We start from the raw sequence: 13,556 nt of genomic DNA on the forward strand, positions 1-13,556 counted from the left end.
GGGCGCCATGTACCACGCGCCCTTCCTGGACCACCTGCACCGCCTGCTGCTCGCCGCCCTGCCGCGTTGGGGCCTGCCCGCGGGCACGCACCTCTCGCTGCTCAATGTCTCCGAGAACGCCACCTTTCTGGCGGAGGGTCGTGCCGGGCGGCTGGTGCTGCGCGTTTATCGCCAGGGCTATCACCAGCCGGCGGAGATGGAATCCGAGCTGGCCTGGATCGCGGCGCTGCGGCAGGCGAGGGTGGTGGAAACGCCGGCGCCGGTAGCGGCCGCCGATGGCACACTGCTGCAGGCGCTGCCCGACGGTACCGGGACGCGCCATGCCGTCGCCTTCACGCATATGACGGGGGAGGAACCGGCGCAGGATCTTCCGCGCCGCTTCCGGCAATTGGGCGGCATCAGCGCGCGCCTCCATGCTCATGCGCGCGGCTGGGCACCGCCGCCCGGCTTCATCCGCAAACGCTGGGATGCCGATACCATGTTGGGTGCGGCGGGGCATTGGGGCGACTGGCGCGCCGGCATCGGGCTGGAAGCCGAAGGCGCGGCTCTGCTGGAACGTGTGGAAGCGGCGCTGCGCATCATCCTGGCGGGATACGGCGATACGCCGGACCGCTTCGGCCTGGTGCATGCCGACCTGCGCCTGACCAATCTGCTGGCCGATGGCGCGCGCCTCGGCGTCATCGACTTCGACGATTGCGGCTTCTGCTGGCATCTTTACGACTTCGCCGCCGCCGTCAGCTTCATGGAGCATGAGCCGGTGGTGCCGGCGCTGATGCGGGCCTGGGTCGCCGGCTATCGGGAAGTGGCGCCGCTGGCGGAAGCCGATGTGGCGCTGCTGCCAGCCTTCGTCATGCTGCGGCGCATGTTGCTGACGGCCTGGCTCGCTTCCCATGCCGAGACGCCCACGGCCCAGGCCCTGGGCGCCGGCTATACCGCCGGCACGGTGGCGCTGGGGCGGGACTTCCTGGCGCGGCAGGCTGGCATGGGCCTCGCTTCCGGCTAAGCTCCTTCTGCCGGTGTCATGGAGCTTTCGCCTTGAACCCCACGCCTGTCCGCCTCGCCGCCGATATCGGCGGCACCTTCACCGATGTTGTGCTGGAAGCCGGAGGGCGGCGGCGAACGCGCAAGGTGCTGACCACCCCGGCGGCACCGGAGGAAGGCGTGCTGGAAGGCGTCTCCCTGGTGCTGGAGGATGCGGGGCTGCATTTCTCCGACATCGATGTCTTCGTGCACGGCACCACGCTGGCCACGAATGCCATCATCGAGCGGCGCGGCGCCCGCACGGCGCTGGTGGCGACGCAGGGCTTCCGCGACGTGCTGGAGATCGGCACCGAGAGCCGTTACGACCAGTACGATCTGACGCTGGAAAAGCCGGTGCCTCTGGTGCCGCGCGCCCTGCGCTTCACAGTGCCGGAACGCGTGGATGCCGAGGGCCAGGTCCGCCTGCCGCTGGACGAGGCTGCCGTCGCCGCTCTGGCGCCGGAATTCGAGAAGGCGGGCGTGCAGGCCGTGGCTTTCGCCTTCCTGCATGCCTATGCCAACCCGGCGCATGAGCAGCGCGCGGCGGCGGTGTTGAAGGCGCTGCTGCCGGGCCTTTCCATCACCATGGCGCATGAGGTCTGCCCGGAGATCCGGGAATACGAGCGCACCTCCACCGCCGTCGCCAATGCCTATGTGCAGCCGCTGATGGAAGGCTATCTCGGCCGCATGCGGGATGCGCTGCAGGCGCGGCAGTATCGCGGCGCCACCTATCTGGTGACCTCGGGCGGTGGGCTGACATCACTGGAGACGGCCCAGAAGTTTCCGGTGCGGCTGGTGGAATCCGGCCCGGCGGGCGGCGCCATCTTCGCGGCGCAGGTGGCGCTGCGGGCGAATGAGCAGAAGGTGCTGTCCTTCGACATGGGCGGCACCACGGCCAAGGTCTGCCTGATCGAGAAAGGCCAGCCCGCGACTTCCCGTTTCTTCGAGGTGGACCGCTCCGCCCGCTTCCTGAAAGGCTCCGGCCTGCCGCTGCGTATCCCCGTGATCGAGATGGTGGAGATCGGCGCGGGCGGCGGCTCCATCGCGCAGGTGGATGCCATGCAGCGCGTGACGGTGGGGCCGGAGAGCGCGTCCTCCGTGCCGGGCCCGGCCTGCTATGGGCTGGGCGGGGAACGGCCGGCGGTGACCGATGCCGACGTGGCCATGGGGTTGATCGAGCCACAGGGCTTCGCGGGCGGCAGCATGACGTTGCGCGACGACCTTTCGCGCGCGGCGCTGGCCCGCGACATCGGCGCCAAGCTGGGGCTTTCCGCCGAGATGTCGGCTTATGCGGTCTATGAGATGGTCTGCGAGAACATGGCCAGCGCCGCCCGCGTGCATGCGGCGGAGCGTGGAGCCGTGATCGGCCAGCACACCATGATCGCCTTTGGCGGCGCCGCGCCGCTGCATGCGGCGCGGGTGGCGGAGAAGGTGGGGGTCAGCCGCGTGCTGGTGCCGCCCAATGCCGGCGTCGGCTCGGCGGTGGGCTTCCTGGCGGCGCCGGTGGCTTATGAAATTGTCCGTTCCCGCCACGCGCGGGTGGATGAGAGCTTCGATGGCGCCGGCGTCTCGGCGCTGTTCGCGGAGATGGCCACCGCCGCCCGCGCGTTGGTGGAGCCCGGCGCGCGCGGCGCGCCCTTGTTCGAGCGGCGGATGGCCTTCATGCGCTACGTCGGCCAGGGCCACGAGATCACGGTGCTGCTGCCCAACCGCGACCTGACAGCGGCGGATGTGCCGGAGCTGCGCCGGATCTTCGAGGCCGAATACGCCGCGCAGTTCGCCCGCATCATCCCGGCGGCGGCCATCGAGGTGCTGAACTGGTCCGTGCTGGTCTCCACCGAGGCGAAGCAGCCGGAAGCCATGGCGCCGGTACGTGCGGCTGAGGCGCCCAGCCCATCCGGCCTGCGCCGGATCTTCGATGGCCGCAGCGAGAAGCATGTCGAGGTGCCGGTCTACCGGCGGGAAGCCATGCCCCCCGGCGCGGTGGTGCCCGGCCCCGTGGTGATCGCGGAGGACGAAACCACCACCTATGTTTCCGCCAGCTTCGACGCCCATATCGACGGCGCCGGCTGCATCGTGATGGAAAGGAAGGCGGCATGAGCACGCAACCCGGCCTGATCGACCTCCAGATCATGTGGAACCGCCTGATCGCCGTGGTGGGCGAGCAGGCGCAGGTGCTGATCCGCACCGCCTTCAGCCCTATCGTGCGGGAATGCGAGGATATCTCGGCCGGTGTCTTCGACCTGAAGGGGCGGATGCTGGCCCAGGCCGTCACCGGCACGCCCGGCCACATCAATTCCATGGCCGAGGCGGTGAAGCACTTCATCCGCCACTTCCCCATCGAGAGCATGCGCGAAGGCGACGCCTATATCACCAACGACCCGTGGATGGGCACGGGGCACCTGAATGACTTCGTCATCACCACGCCCGCCTTCCACAAGGGCAAGCTGGTGGGGCTGTTTTCCTGCACCAGCCACCTGATGGATATCGGCGGCCTCGGCAACGGCCCTGAAGCCAGCGATGTCTTCATGGAGGGGCTCTATATCCCCATGCTGAAGCTCATTGACCAAGGGAAGGTCAATGAGACGCTGATGGCCATCATCCGCGCCAATACGCGGCTGCCGGTGGATACGGAAGGCGATACCTATTCCCTGGCCGCGTGCAACGATGTTGGCGTGCGCGCCCTTTCGGCCATGATGGACGAATTCGGCATCGACACGCTGGAGCCGCTGGCGGAGCACATCATCGCCCGCTCCCGCGAGGCGGTGCTGGCGGAGATCGCGAAGCTGCCCAAGGGCACCTGGCGGTATTCGATGATGGTCGATGGCTATGACCACCCACTGACGCTGGAAGCGGCGCTGACCATTTCCGACACCGGCATCCATGTCGATTTCACCGGCACCTCGGACGCGGTGAAGCGCGGCATCAACGTGCCTATCGCCTATACCACCGCCTATACCTGCTTCGGCCTGGGCTGCGTTGTGGCGGCGCATATCCCGAACAATGCGGGCTCCCTGGCGCCGCTGACCGTTTCGGCGCCGCCGGGCTGCATCCTGAACGCGCAGAAGCCGGCGCCGGTCTCCATCCGCCACATCATCGGGCAGATGCTGCCGGACATGGTCTTCGGCTGCCTGCGGCAGGCCATTCCGGACCGGGTGCCGGCGGAAGGCACCTCCTGCATCTGGAACATCATCGTGCGCGGCGTGCGGCCGAAGATGGAAGGGCCGAACCACGGCTATGCCCTGGCCATCACCACCAATGGCGGCACAGGGGCGCGGCCGCGGCAGGACGGACTCTCGGCCACCGCTTATCCCTCCGGCGTGCATGGAACGCCGGTGGAGATCGCTGAAATCCAGTCGCCGCTGATGTTCTGGCGCAAGGAATTCCGCCCGGATTCCGGCGGGGCGGGGCGGCAGCGCGGCGGCCTCGGCCAGATCATGGAAATCGAGAACCGTGACGCTGCGCCCTTCGAGCTGCTGGCGGCCTTCGACCGCATCCAATACCCGCCGCGTGGGCGGGATGGCGGTGGGGATGGCGCTGCGGGTTATGTTGGCCTGTCCTCGGGGCAGGTGCTGCGCGGCAAGGGCCTGCAGGTGATTCCGCCGGGTGAGCGCCTGGTGGTGTTCACTCCCGGCGGCGGCGGGCTCGGCGACCCGGCGGCGCGCGACCCTGCCAAGGTGGCCGCCGACCTCGGCAATGGCCTGATCTCGGCCGAGACGGCGGCACGGCATGGCGTTGCGGCAGAGTGAGGCACGAGCCGAGGGCTCCCGGCGTCATCTGGCGGCCAGCGGATTGCGCTGGCCGTTATCGCTTTCGCGGCTGGCCTCATGTAGTCTGCGGCGACTTCATGGCGAAATGATTGTTGAAAAAAGAACAGCTCAAGCAGCGTGGGTTTTCTTCTGAAACATCGTAGGCCGTTTCGCGAAACAATTGATAACAACTTCTTCCGAGACGGCGCATTTATCTCCCGCTACGACTTGGTGGTCGTCAGCACGATGCTTCGGCGTCGGTTGGCAGAACAACGGGAAGGATGAGAGATGAAGAAGATCCTGATGCTCGGCGCTGGTCTGGCTCTGATGGGCGCCACCAGCGTCGCCATGGCCCAGGCGCCGCAGCCACCCGCTGCCGCGCCGCAGACCACGGAAGCCGCGCCTCCGCCGCCTCCGGGTGGTCCTGGCATGCATCGCCATGGCATGCGCGGCCCGGGTGGCCCCGGCATGATGCACGGCCCTGGTCCGCACCGCTTCGGCCCGCCGCCGCCGCCGTCCAAGGCCGCGTCCTTCAACTTCCAGAACGGCGACATGCGTATCCGCATTCGCTGCGCCGAGGATGAGCCGATGCAGAACTGCGTGAACGCCGCTTCCGCGCTGATCGACAAGGTCGGCGGCATGACGTCGGCGCCGGCCACGACCCCGGCGCGCTGAGCGGGCGAGGGCGGGGCAGGTAATGCCCCGCCTTTGGCTTCAGCGGCCCAGCATGCCTTCCAGCCAGCCGGCCCAGCCCAGCAGGGCGCGGTCCTGCCCGGGAAGGCCCACCAGTTGCATGCCGATGGGCAACCCATTGGGACCACGCCCGGCAGGGATGCTGATGCAGGGGCCGTGCATCGCCGTCCAAAGCGCGTTGCAGATGGAATCGCCGGTCCAGCCCAGGCCCTGTGGCGCTTCGCCAGGGGCGGCAGGGGTCAGGATCGCGTCGTAACTCGCCATCAGTTCCCGCAGGGCGGCGCGGCCGGCGGCAAAGGCAGCGCGGCCTTCCGCCAGGGCGGGCGCTGGCAGGGCAGCCGCCCAGTCCATGTTCTCCGTCAGTTCAGCGGAGATGTCCGCCGGGTGTGTCATGCGCTCCCAGGCCAGGGCCTGCAAAATCTCACCGTTCATCACCGCCGGATGTGCTTCCTGCGCCGCCACCACGGCGGGAGGCAGCGCGACGCGCTCGATGCGCGCACCGGCGCGGGCGCAGGCGGCGGCGACATCCTCCAGCAGCGCCAGCGTCTCGGGCGCCAACTGCCCCTCACCAGGGCCGATGCAGACGGCGAGGCGGGGCGCCGCGCCGGTGGCGCGCTGGGGGTCCCCCAGGTCCAGGCCGGTGACCGCCTGGGCCAGCAGGGCGCAATCCGCCACGCCGCGCCCGAAGACGCCGATGGTATCCAGGCTCTCGCTCATCACTTTCATGCCGGCGCGGTGGATCAGGCCGAAGGAGGGCTTGAACCCGGTGATGCCGCAGAAGGAGGCCGGCCGCAGCACGGAGCCGCCCGTCTGCGTGCCGAAGGCCAGCGGGAAGAACCCCGCCGCGACACCCGCCGCCGAGCCGGAGGAGGAACCGCCCGGCGTATGCGCGGGGTTGTGCGGATTGGTGGTGGGGCCGGGGTGGCGGGTGGCGAATTCGGTGGTGACGGTCTTGCCCAGGATGATGCCGCCGGCGCCGCGCGTGGCGGCCACGGCGAAGGCATCGGCGCGCGGCTGGTGCCCGCGCCAGATGGGGGAGCCGTATTCGGAGGGCTGGTCGGCGGTATCCAGCACATCCTTCACGCCCACGGGCAGGCCGGCCAGCAGCCCCTCCCGCGGGCTGGCCAGGGCCGTGCGGGCCAGGGCCGGGTCCAGATGCGCGAAGGCCCGCACCGTGCCCTCGCGGGCGGCGATGCGGTCCAGGCAGGCTTCCAGCAGGTCGCGGGGATGAAGGCTGCCGGCGTCGATGCGCCGGGCGGCCTCCGTGGCGGAAAGGTCGGCGGGGTCGGTGCTCATCCGCCGATGCTGGACAAAGCTGGCGCGGTGGTCCAGCCGGGTTATTCGGCCGGAAGGCCGGCGGGCAGGGGGCTTTCATCCCGGCGCGCATAGCGTTGTGCCAGGGCGGCACAGGCGAAGAGCTGGATCTGGTGGAACAGCATCAGCGGCAGCACCAGCAGCCCCACCGGGTGGCCGGCGAAGAGGATATTCGCCATGGGCACGCCGCTGGCCAGGCTCTTCTTGGAGCCGCAGAAGACCACCACGATCTCGTCTTCCTTGGAAAATCCGGCGCGGCGGGCGGCGAAGACGGTCAGCGCCAGCACGATCCCCAGGATCACCACATCCGCCAGCGCCAGCAGGCCGAGGCTGCGCAGGTCCACCTGCTGCCAGATGCCGGAGACCATGCCCTCGCTGAAGGCGGCATAGACCACCAGCAGGATGGAGCCGCGGTCCACCACCGAGGTCAGCAGCTTGTGCCGGCTGATGAAGCCGCCGATCAGCGGCCGCGCCGCCTGGCCCAGCAGGAAGGGCAGCAGCAGGTGCAAGCCGATATCCTTCAGCGCATCGGTGCTGAAGCCGCTGCCCCCCACCCGCAGCAGCAGCGCCACCAGGGCCGGAGTCAGCACCATGCCCAGCAGGTTGGAAACGGAGGCGCTGCACAGCGCCGCCGGCACATTGCCCCGCGCCACCGAGGTGAAGGCGATGGAGGACTGCACCGTGGAGGGCAGCAGGCAGAGGAACAGCAGGCCCATGGAGAGCCCTGGGCCGAGCCAGCGGCCCAGCAGCGCCGTCGTGGCCAGCCCCAGCAGCGGGAAGACAATAAAGGTGCTGGCCATGACCAGGGCCTGCAGGCGCCAGTGCAGCAGCCCGTCCATCACCGCCTTGGGTGCCAGCTTGGCGCCGTAGAGGAAGAACAGCAGCGCCACGGCGAAGGAAGCCAGCAGGTCCACGCCTTCCGCCGCCTTGCCGCTGGCTGGCAGCAGGGCGGCCAGCATCACGGCGGCGATCAGCAACAGCAGGAAGCGGTCGATGGGCAGACGGCGGAGCAGGTTCATGGGGCGGCCTCCACTGTGTCAGCCCCCGAGATAAGCCCGTCGGCCTTTATTCTCGATCCGCATGGTTCCGATAACTGTAACCACAAATCATGATAAGCATGAGGCATGTTGCACCCGGACCTCCTCCGATCCCTCCTGGCCGTCGCCGAGACCCGCAGCTTCACCCAGGCGGCCCGACGGCTCGGCCTGCGGCAATCCACCGTCAGCCAGCACATCCGCCGGCTGGAGGAAGCGACGCGCCGCAGCCTTTTCGCCCGCGACACCCATTCCGTGGCGCTGACGCCGGATGGCGATGCACTCGCCGGCTTCGCTCGCGGCGTGGTGGAGGCGCATGAGCGGATGGAGCGCTTCCTGGCCGGCTCGCCGCTGCGTGGCCGCATCCGGCTCGGCGCCTCGGAGGACTTCGCCTTCTCGCGCCTGCCGGAGGTGCTGGCGGATTTCGCCCGCGCCCATAGTGGCGTGGACCTGGAACTGACGGTCGGCCTCAGCGGAGTGCTCTACGAGCGCTTCGATGCCGGGGAACTGGACGTGATCCTGGTGAAGCGGCGCGGCAACGACCCGCGCGGCACCTTGGCCTGGCGGGAGCCGCTGGCCTGGGTCGGCCGCCCGGGGCTGCGGCCAGACCCGGCGCAGCCGCTTCCGCTGGTGCTCTTCCCGCCGCCCTCCATCACCCGCGCCCTGTGTATCGAGGCGCTGGAGAAGGCCGGACGCTCCTGGCGCGTGGCCTGCACCGGCGGCAGCCTTTCAGGGCTGCGGGCGGCGGCCATGGCGGGGCTGGGAGTCGCGGCGCATTCCGGGCGGCTGGTGCCGCCGGGGCTGGCGCCGCTGCCGCCCTCCCGTCACCTGCCGGAACTGGGGATGATCGAATTCGTGGTGATCGGCCCCGGCGCGCACCGGCCCATCGCCCAGGCGCTGATGCATGCCATCCTGGACAATGCCGGGCGCCTGCAGCCGGAGTCCTGACCCCTGGCGGCGCCGGGCGCGGCGCACCATCTTGGTCCCATGCCCCCAGCCGTTCGCGTGGCGGTCGCCCCTGACGGCGTCCTGCACTACGCCATTCCCTGCCGCCCGGAAGACCTTCCCGGCGTTTCCCCCCAAGCCCTCAGCACGGCCTGGGAGGCGGCGCGCGCGGCTGCCGCCGCTGAGCACTGGGGCCCGCACCGCACATTGCTGTTCCAGGATGGGCCCGTGCTGGCCCTGGCCGATGCCGATGCCGCCTGCTGGGCGGAGGCCGTGGACCGCCTCGCCGGGCTGGATACGCTGCCCGGCCTGGCGCTCTGCCTGCGGCTGCTGGCGCTGGTGGACCTGCTGGGGCGGGCGCGCTGGATGGCCGGGCTCTTCGCCATCGGGCGCGACGGAATCGAGATCCATCCCGCCCTGCTGTCCGCCGCCGCTACGCAGGGGCTGGACGCGGCGGGGCGGTTCGACGAAAGCGGGATGAAGCGGCTATTATCGGGCCGCATCGCCGGCGCGCCGGCGGGCAGGGGGGCGGAGGCGGGCTGAGCCGGTTGGAACGGCGGCCGCAACGTTCCGTTGCCCGCATCGTTCCGGCTTCACGCCTTGCCGGAGCGCCTCATGAAATCCCTTTCCCTTCCGCTGCTGCTGCTCATGGGCGCCTGTGCCGCCGCCGCGCCGCGCAGCGCCGAGCAGCGCCAGCAGGACCAGGCCGCCGCCATCTGCCGCCAGGATGTCGAGCGCACCATGCGCTTCCGCGACCGCGGCCAGCTCATGCGGACCGATGAGGCCGAGTCGCGCCTCGGGGCCGGCAGCTTCACCGGCGCCCGTGATGGCTCCATGGGCACCGAGCGGCTTTCCGCGCAGTTCGAGCGGGACCAGATGATCGATTCCTGCGTGCGCGGCGCGACCAATGCCTCGGCGGCCACGCGCTCTCCGGGAACCGCTGGCGCGGGGACGGGGCGGAGCCCCTGACCGGCCCGCGCCGTGGTCTTCGGCGCGCTGGGGCGGGCGCTCTCCACCCGTAACGCCCGGATTTTCTTCGGCGCCAGCCTGACGGCCTGGACCGGGCTCTGGATGCACCGCATCGCGGTGGCCTGGCTGGCCTGGGAGATGACGGGCAGCGCCTTCTGGGTGGGGCTCGTCGCCTTCAGCGACCTGGCGCCGGCGGCCTTCATCAGCCCCATCGCCGGGGCTGTGGCGGACCGGGTGGACCGGGTGCGGCTCACCACCATCGCCCAGGCCGCCATCGCGCTGGAGGCCGCGACGGTCGCCGCCCTGGTGGCCGCCGGGATGATGCAGGTGGAACTGCTGATCCTGCTGGAACTCTGCGCCGGCACCGCCGCCAGCTTCCTGCAGCCGGCACGGCAGACGCTGATCTCGGGCATCGTGCCGAAAACCGAGCTGCCGGCGGCGGTGGCCTGCAATTCGCTGGTCTTCAACATCGCCCGCTTTATCGGGCCTGCCCTGGCGGGGCCGGTGATCGCCGGCTTCGGCGTGGCGCCCGCCATTGCCTGCAATGCCGTGGCTTATGCCTGCGCCCTGGCCAGCATGGCGATGCTGCGGGTGGCCCCGGCGCACCGGCGTGGCCACCCCGCCACCAGCAGCCTTTGGGATGAGGTGCGGGAAGGGCTGAGCTATGTCGGCCGCCACCCCGGCCTTGGGCCCTTGCTGACCTATGCGGCGGCCATGAGCGTGCTGCTGCGCTGCGTGCAGGAGCTGCTGCCCCCCTTCGTGGAGCGCAATTTCGGCCGTGGCGCCGATTCGCTGGCCCTGCTGACCGCCAGCTTCGGCGTCGGCGCCCTGGTGACGGGGCTCTGGCTCTCGACGCGCGGGCGCATCGAGGGCGCGGTGCGGATTTCCATCTTCTCCGGGCTGGCGCAGGCGCTCTCCATCGCGGGCTTCGTGGGCACTGGCTGGTTCGGCTTCGGCCTGGCCTGCGCGGCCCTTATCGGCGCCAGCACCTCCATGCAGGGCATCACCACCCAGCAGCTGGCGCAGACGGCGGCGCGGCCGGACATGCGGGGCAGGGTGCTGGCGCTCTGGGGGCTGATCACCCGCGCCTGCCCGGCGCTGGGCGCCTTGCTCCTGGGTGGGGCGGGGGAGGCCTTCGGCCTGCGGCTGCCGGCGCTGGTGGGGGTGGCGCTCTCCCTGGTCGTCTTCGCCTGGGGGCTTGGGCGGATGCGGCATATCGAGCATTCGCTGGAAGCCCCGCCGCCGGATGTGGCGCCCGGTGCGGCGCGGGGCTGAGGGCCACCACCTTGCGGCTGCTTCACCCTCGTCCTAGAAGCAGCGCGCCCCGGGTCTGGCGCCAAGGGCGCCACGGCCCCTTCGATTGTGAGCAACCAGGGAGCGCAGAGCGCCGATGAGCAAGATCACCCGCCACGAGACCAACCCGGTCCTCTCCAACGCGGTCGAGTATCACGGCTTCGTCTTCCTGGCCGGCGTCACGGCCCAGGACCTCTCCGCCGACGTGGTCGGCCAGACGCAGCAGATCCTGGCCAAGATCGACGATCTGCTGGAGAACCATGGCACCGATAAGACCCGCCTGCTGCAGGCCCAGGTCTGGCTGAAGGACATCCGGGACCGCGACGCGCTGAACGGCGTCTGGACCAAGTGGCTGCCCGAGGGCGGCGCCCCGGTGCGCGCCTGCGTCGAGGCCAATATGGCCGACCCGCGCCACCTGGTGGAGATCATGGTCACGGCCTGCCGCTGACCCTTCTTCCCGCGGCTTAACTGCCAAGATGATGAAACGGTGTGGCCAGGGAACCTGGCCGCACCGTTTCTGTTTATGGCGAACGATTCCCCTCCTGTTGCAAATACATCGCAACACTGTTGCATTTCGTCCTGTAAGCCTGTGTTATAGGATTAAGGTCTTATTCATCACCGGTTAGTGAGCCTTTAACTGACGAATCACGGCAGATTTCGCTCTGAAACACGCAACCTGATTGTCCGCACCCGAAAGCCTTTGCTACCGCCTTCCTGCCGCAGCCGGAAAACCGGCGCGACCGGGGGGTCGAGTTTGGCGATTGAGGGGGTTTCATGCGGGTGACCAGCACTGCTTTGGCCGTGGCTGTCTTGATGGGCGCGGCCTGCTTGGCGCCGACGATGGCGGATGCCGCCACTGCCCGCGGCACGCGGGACAGCGTGAAGCAGCAGCGTGTGACAGTGGTGGCTGGTCCTGCGCGTGGTGCGAAGCCGCAGGCGACCAAGCAGGTGGTGCGCAGCGCCGCCCCGCGTGCCGCCGACTTCGGCGGCGGCCCCATTTCCTGCGTTCCCTATGTCCGCTCCGTGACCGGCATGGAGATCACCGGCAACGCGCATCTCTGGTGGGCGAATGCCGCCGGCACCTATGCCCGTGGCCAGCGCCCCGAGCATGGCGCGGTGATGTCCTTCCGCTCCTCCGGCGGTATGCGCCTGGGCCATGTGGCGGTGGTGTCCAAGGTGGTCAGCGCGCGTGAGGTGCTGATCGACCACTCCAACTGGGAAGGCCCTGGCATCCGCAAGGGCACCATCATGCGCGGTGTCTCCGTGGTCGATGTCTCCGACCACAACGACTGGACGGCGGTGCGCGTGCAGGTCGGGCGCGACGACGACTCCTACGGCCGCGTCTATCCGACCAACGGCTTCATCTACAATCGCCCGGATAGCGGCCGGATCATGACCGCCAGCACCGGCGGTGGCTTCGAGGAAGTGGCCGAGGCGCCGGCTTCGCCGCATCAAGCGCATCTGGCCAATGTGGTGGGCGACCTCAACCTGGGTGGCGCCCGCCGCTGAGGCACCGCCGGCGGGCCGGTCTGCCCGCCTCCGAGATCGACCCCGCGGAAGGGCGGGCCGGGATGCCGGCCCGCCCTTCTTGCATCTGGAGCATGTCGTCCCCGGTAAGCATCCGCGCCCGGTCAGGTGGTCCTGCCTGACCGGGGCCTGCTTCAGTTCCGGGCGGCGGCGATGGCGGCGTTCATGGCCCGCACGCCGGCGCCGGCGCCTTCCGGGTGACCCCAGACCGCGCTCACCACCGCCAGGAAATCCGCGCCCGCCTGCACCAGCGGGGCGCAATTGGCGGGCGTGATGCCGCCGATGGCGACGCTGGGCAGCTCGAACATCTCCGACCACCAGGCGAGCACATCGGTCTCGGCCTTGTGCTCGGTCTGCTTGGTGCTGGTGGGGAAGAAGGCGCCGAAGGCGACATAGTCGGCACCGATCTCGCCGGCCTGCATCGCCAGGTGGCGGCTGCCGTGGCAGGAGATGCCCAGCATCCCGTTCTCGCCCAGCTGGCGGCGGGCGGCAGCGTGGTCGCCATCCTCCTGGCCCAGGTGCGCGCCGTCGCAGCCGGTCTGCACCGCCAGGTCCACGCGGTCGTTCAGCAGGAAGGCCACGTCGCGGGACTGCGCCACCGGGCGCAGCACGTCGATGGCGCGGCGCAGGGCGTCGTCGTCCACGTCCTTCAGCCGCAACTGCAGGGCGGCGACATCGCCGGCATCCAGCGCCCGCGCCAGGGTATCGGCGAAGGCGCGCGGCTCCAGCGCCGGCGGCGTGATGAGGTAGAGGCGGCAGCCCTCGGGCGCGACCGGCATGGTCAGGCGCCCCGGCGGCGGCGCGGCAGGCCTTGCTTCACGTGATGCATGATGTGGCGGACCTTCTGTTACGGCGCCCGGATAAGCTCCGGGCGCTTTAGCCGAGGGCCAGGGGGCGTGTCACCCGCGGAGCCAGTCCCGCAGCCGGGCCTCCGCGCGCGGGTCGCCGGGGCGCATGCCGGCGGTGTCGAGCGCCGCCGGTGCCTCGGGCCAGAGCCGCGCGCCCCGTTCCG

13 protein-coding genes are annotated in these 13,556 nt (G+C 70.1%); 10 read left to right on the forward strand and 3 right to left on the reverse strand.

Annotation, left to right across the window (positions count from 1 at the left end):
* Positions 1-7: 7 nt before the first annotated feature.
* The 4 genes from IBL25_RS10560 (at position 8) to IBL25_RS10575 (ending at position 5,444) form a co-directional block, all read left to right on the forward strand.
* Positions 8-1,003: a phosphotransferase enzyme family protein gene (locus IBL25_RS10560; protein ID WP_187778512.1), complete on the forward strand. Its 996-nt coding sequence runs from the start codon at positions 8-10 to the stop codon at positions 1,001-1,003.
* 32 nt (positions 1,004-1,035) lie between these two features.
* The gene (locus IBL25_RS10565; RefSeq protein ID WP_187778513.1) at positions 1,036-3,120 is read left to right on the forward strand and encodes a hydantoinase/oxoprolinase family protein; all 2,085 of its coding nucleotides are present in this window, start codon (positions 1,036-1,038) and stop codon (positions 3,118-3,120) included.
* On the forward strand, positions 3,117-4,769 hold the full coding sequence (locus IBL25_RS10570) for a hydantoinase B/oxoprolinase family protein (RefSeq protein ID WP_187778514.1): 1,653 nt from the start codon (positions 3,117-3,119) through the stop codon (positions 4,767-4,769). The genes IBL25_RS10565 and IBL25_RS10570 overlap by 4 nt, the downstream gene beginning before the upstream one ends.
* Positions 4,770-5,057: 288 nt before the next feature.
* The gene (locus IBL25_RS10575; RefSeq protein ID WP_187778515.1) at positions 5,058-5,444 is read left to right on the forward strand and encodes a hypothetical protein; all 387 of its coding nucleotides are present in this window, start codon (positions 5,058-5,060) and stop codon (positions 5,442-5,444) included.
* A gap of 39 nt (positions 5,445-5,483) precedes the next feature.
* On the opposite strand, the gene IBL25_RS10580 is transcribed toward IBL25_RS10575, so the two are convergent.
* A complete protein-coding gene (locus IBL25_RS10580) occupies positions 5,484-6,758 on the reverse strand; it encodes an amidase (RefSeq protein ID WP_187778516.1) in 1,275 nt (424 codons plus the stop codon).
* A 41-nt stretch (positions 6,759-6,799) separates the two neighbouring features.
* Positions 6,800-7,795: a bile acid:sodium symporter family protein gene (locus IBL25_RS10585; protein WP_187778517.1), complete on the reverse strand. Its 996-nt coding sequence runs from the start codon at positions 7,793-7,795 to the stop codon at positions 6,800-6,802.
* Between the two features lie 105 nt (positions 7,796-7,900).
* Between IBL25_RS10585 and IBL25_RS10590 the strand changes: the two genes are divergently transcribed.
* From IBL25_RS10590 to IBL25_RS10615, 6 genes are all read left to right on the forward strand, one after another.
* Positions 7,901-8,758, forward strand: a complete 858-nt coding sequence (locus tag IBL25_RS10590; RefSeq protein WP_187778518.1) for a LysR family transcriptional regulator — start codon at positions 7,901-7,903, stop codon at positions 8,756-8,758.
* Positions 8,759-8,797: 39 nt separating this feature from the next.
* Complete coding sequence (locus tag IBL25_RS10595) at positions 8,798-9,298, forward strand: hypothetical protein (protein ID WP_238940343.1); 501 nt, start codon at positions 8,798-8,800, stop codon at positions 9,296-9,298.
* A 72-nt stretch (positions 9,299-9,370) separates the two neighbouring features.
* Entirely contained in the window at positions 9,371-9,724 is a 354-nt protein-coding gene (locus IBL25_RS10600; RefSeq protein ID WP_187778519.1) for a hypothetical protein, read from the forward strand.
* A gap of 12 nt (positions 9,725-9,736) precedes the next feature.
* The gene (locus IBL25_RS10605) at positions 9,737-10,999 is read left to right on the forward strand and encodes an MFS transporter (RefSeq protein ID WP_367615593.1); all 1,263 of its coding nucleotides are present in this window, start codon (positions 9,737-9,739) and stop codon (positions 10,997-10,999) included.
* A gap of 115 nt (positions 11,000-11,114) precedes the next feature.
* Positions 11,115-11,465 (forward strand): RidA family protein, encoded by a 351-nt coding sequence (locus IBL25_RS10610; protein ID WP_187778520.1) that lies wholly within the window; start codon positions 11,115-11,117, stop codon positions 11,463-11,465.
* A 380-nt stretch (positions 11,466-11,845) separates the two neighbouring features.
* The gene (locus IBL25_RS10615) at positions 11,846-12,526 is read left to right on the forward strand and encodes a CHAP domain-containing protein (protein ID WP_238940344.1); all 681 of its coding nucleotides are present in this window, start codon (positions 11,846-11,848) and stop codon (positions 12,524-12,526) included.
* A gap of 152 nt (positions 12,527-12,678) precedes the next feature.
* Here IBL25_RS10615 and thiE read toward each other — a convergent pair whose 3' ends face one another.
* Positions 12,679-13,323, reverse strand: a complete 645-nt coding sequence (gene thiE / locus IBL25_RS10620; protein WP_187778522.1) for a thiamine phosphate synthase — start codon at positions 13,321-13,323, stop codon at positions 12,679-12,681.
* Between the last annotated feature and the right edge of the window lie 233 nt (positions 13,324-13,556).

The sequence above is a fragment of the Pseudoroseomonas ludipueritiae genome, assembly GCF_014490445.1.
In the GTDB taxonomy this organism is placed as follows: domain Bacteria; phylum Pseudomonadota; class Alphaproteobacteria; order Acetobacterales; family Acetobacteraceae; genus Pseudoroseomonas; species Pseudoroseomonas ludipueritiae.

What these genes read in the sequence shown, in the direction of transcription:
- IBL25_RS10560 (WP_187778512.1), top strand. Translation starts at nt 8, where the DNA reads ATGTACCACGCGCCCTTCCTGGACCACCTGCACCGCCTGCTGCTCGCC.
- IBL25_RS10570 (WP_187778514.1), top strand. Translation starts at nt 3,117, where the DNA reads ATGAGCACGCAACCCGGCCTGATCGACCTCCAGATCATGTGGAACCGC.
- IBL25_RS10575 (WP_187778515.1), top strand. Translation starts at nt 5,058, where the DNA reads ATGAAGAAGATCCTGATGCTCGGCGCTGGTCTGGCTCTGATGGGCGCC.
- IBL25_RS10580 (WP_187778516.1), bottom strand. Translation starts at nt 6,758, where the DNA reads ATGAGCACCGACCCCGCCGACCTTTCCGCCACGGAGGCCGCCCGGCGC.
- IBL25_RS10585 (WP_187778517.1), bottom strand. Translation starts at nt 7,795, where the DNA reads ATGAACCTGCTCCGCCGTCTGCCCATCGACCGCTTCCTGCTGTTGCTG.
- IBL25_RS10590 (WP_187778518.1), top strand. Translation starts at nt 7,901, where the DNA reads ATGTTGCACCCGGACCTCCTCCGATCCCTCCTGGCCGTCGCCGAGACC.
- IBL25_RS10595 (WP_238940343.1), top strand. Translation starts at nt 8,798, where the DNA reads ATGCCCCCAGCCGTTCGCGTGGCGGTCGCCCCTGACGGCGTCCTGCAC.
- IBL25_RS10600 (WP_187778519.1), top strand. Translation starts at nt 9,371, where the DNA reads ATGAAATCCCTTTCCCTTCCGCTGCTGCTGCTCATGGGCGCCTGTGCC.
- IBL25_RS10610 (WP_187778520.1), top strand. Translation starts at nt 11,115, where the DNA reads ATGAGCAAGATCACCCGCCACGAGACCAACCCGGTCCTCTCCAACGCG.
- thiE (WP_187778522.1), bottom strand. Translation starts at nt 13,323, where the DNA reads ATGCCGGTCGCGCCCGAGGGCTGCCGCCTCTACCTCATCACGCCGCCG.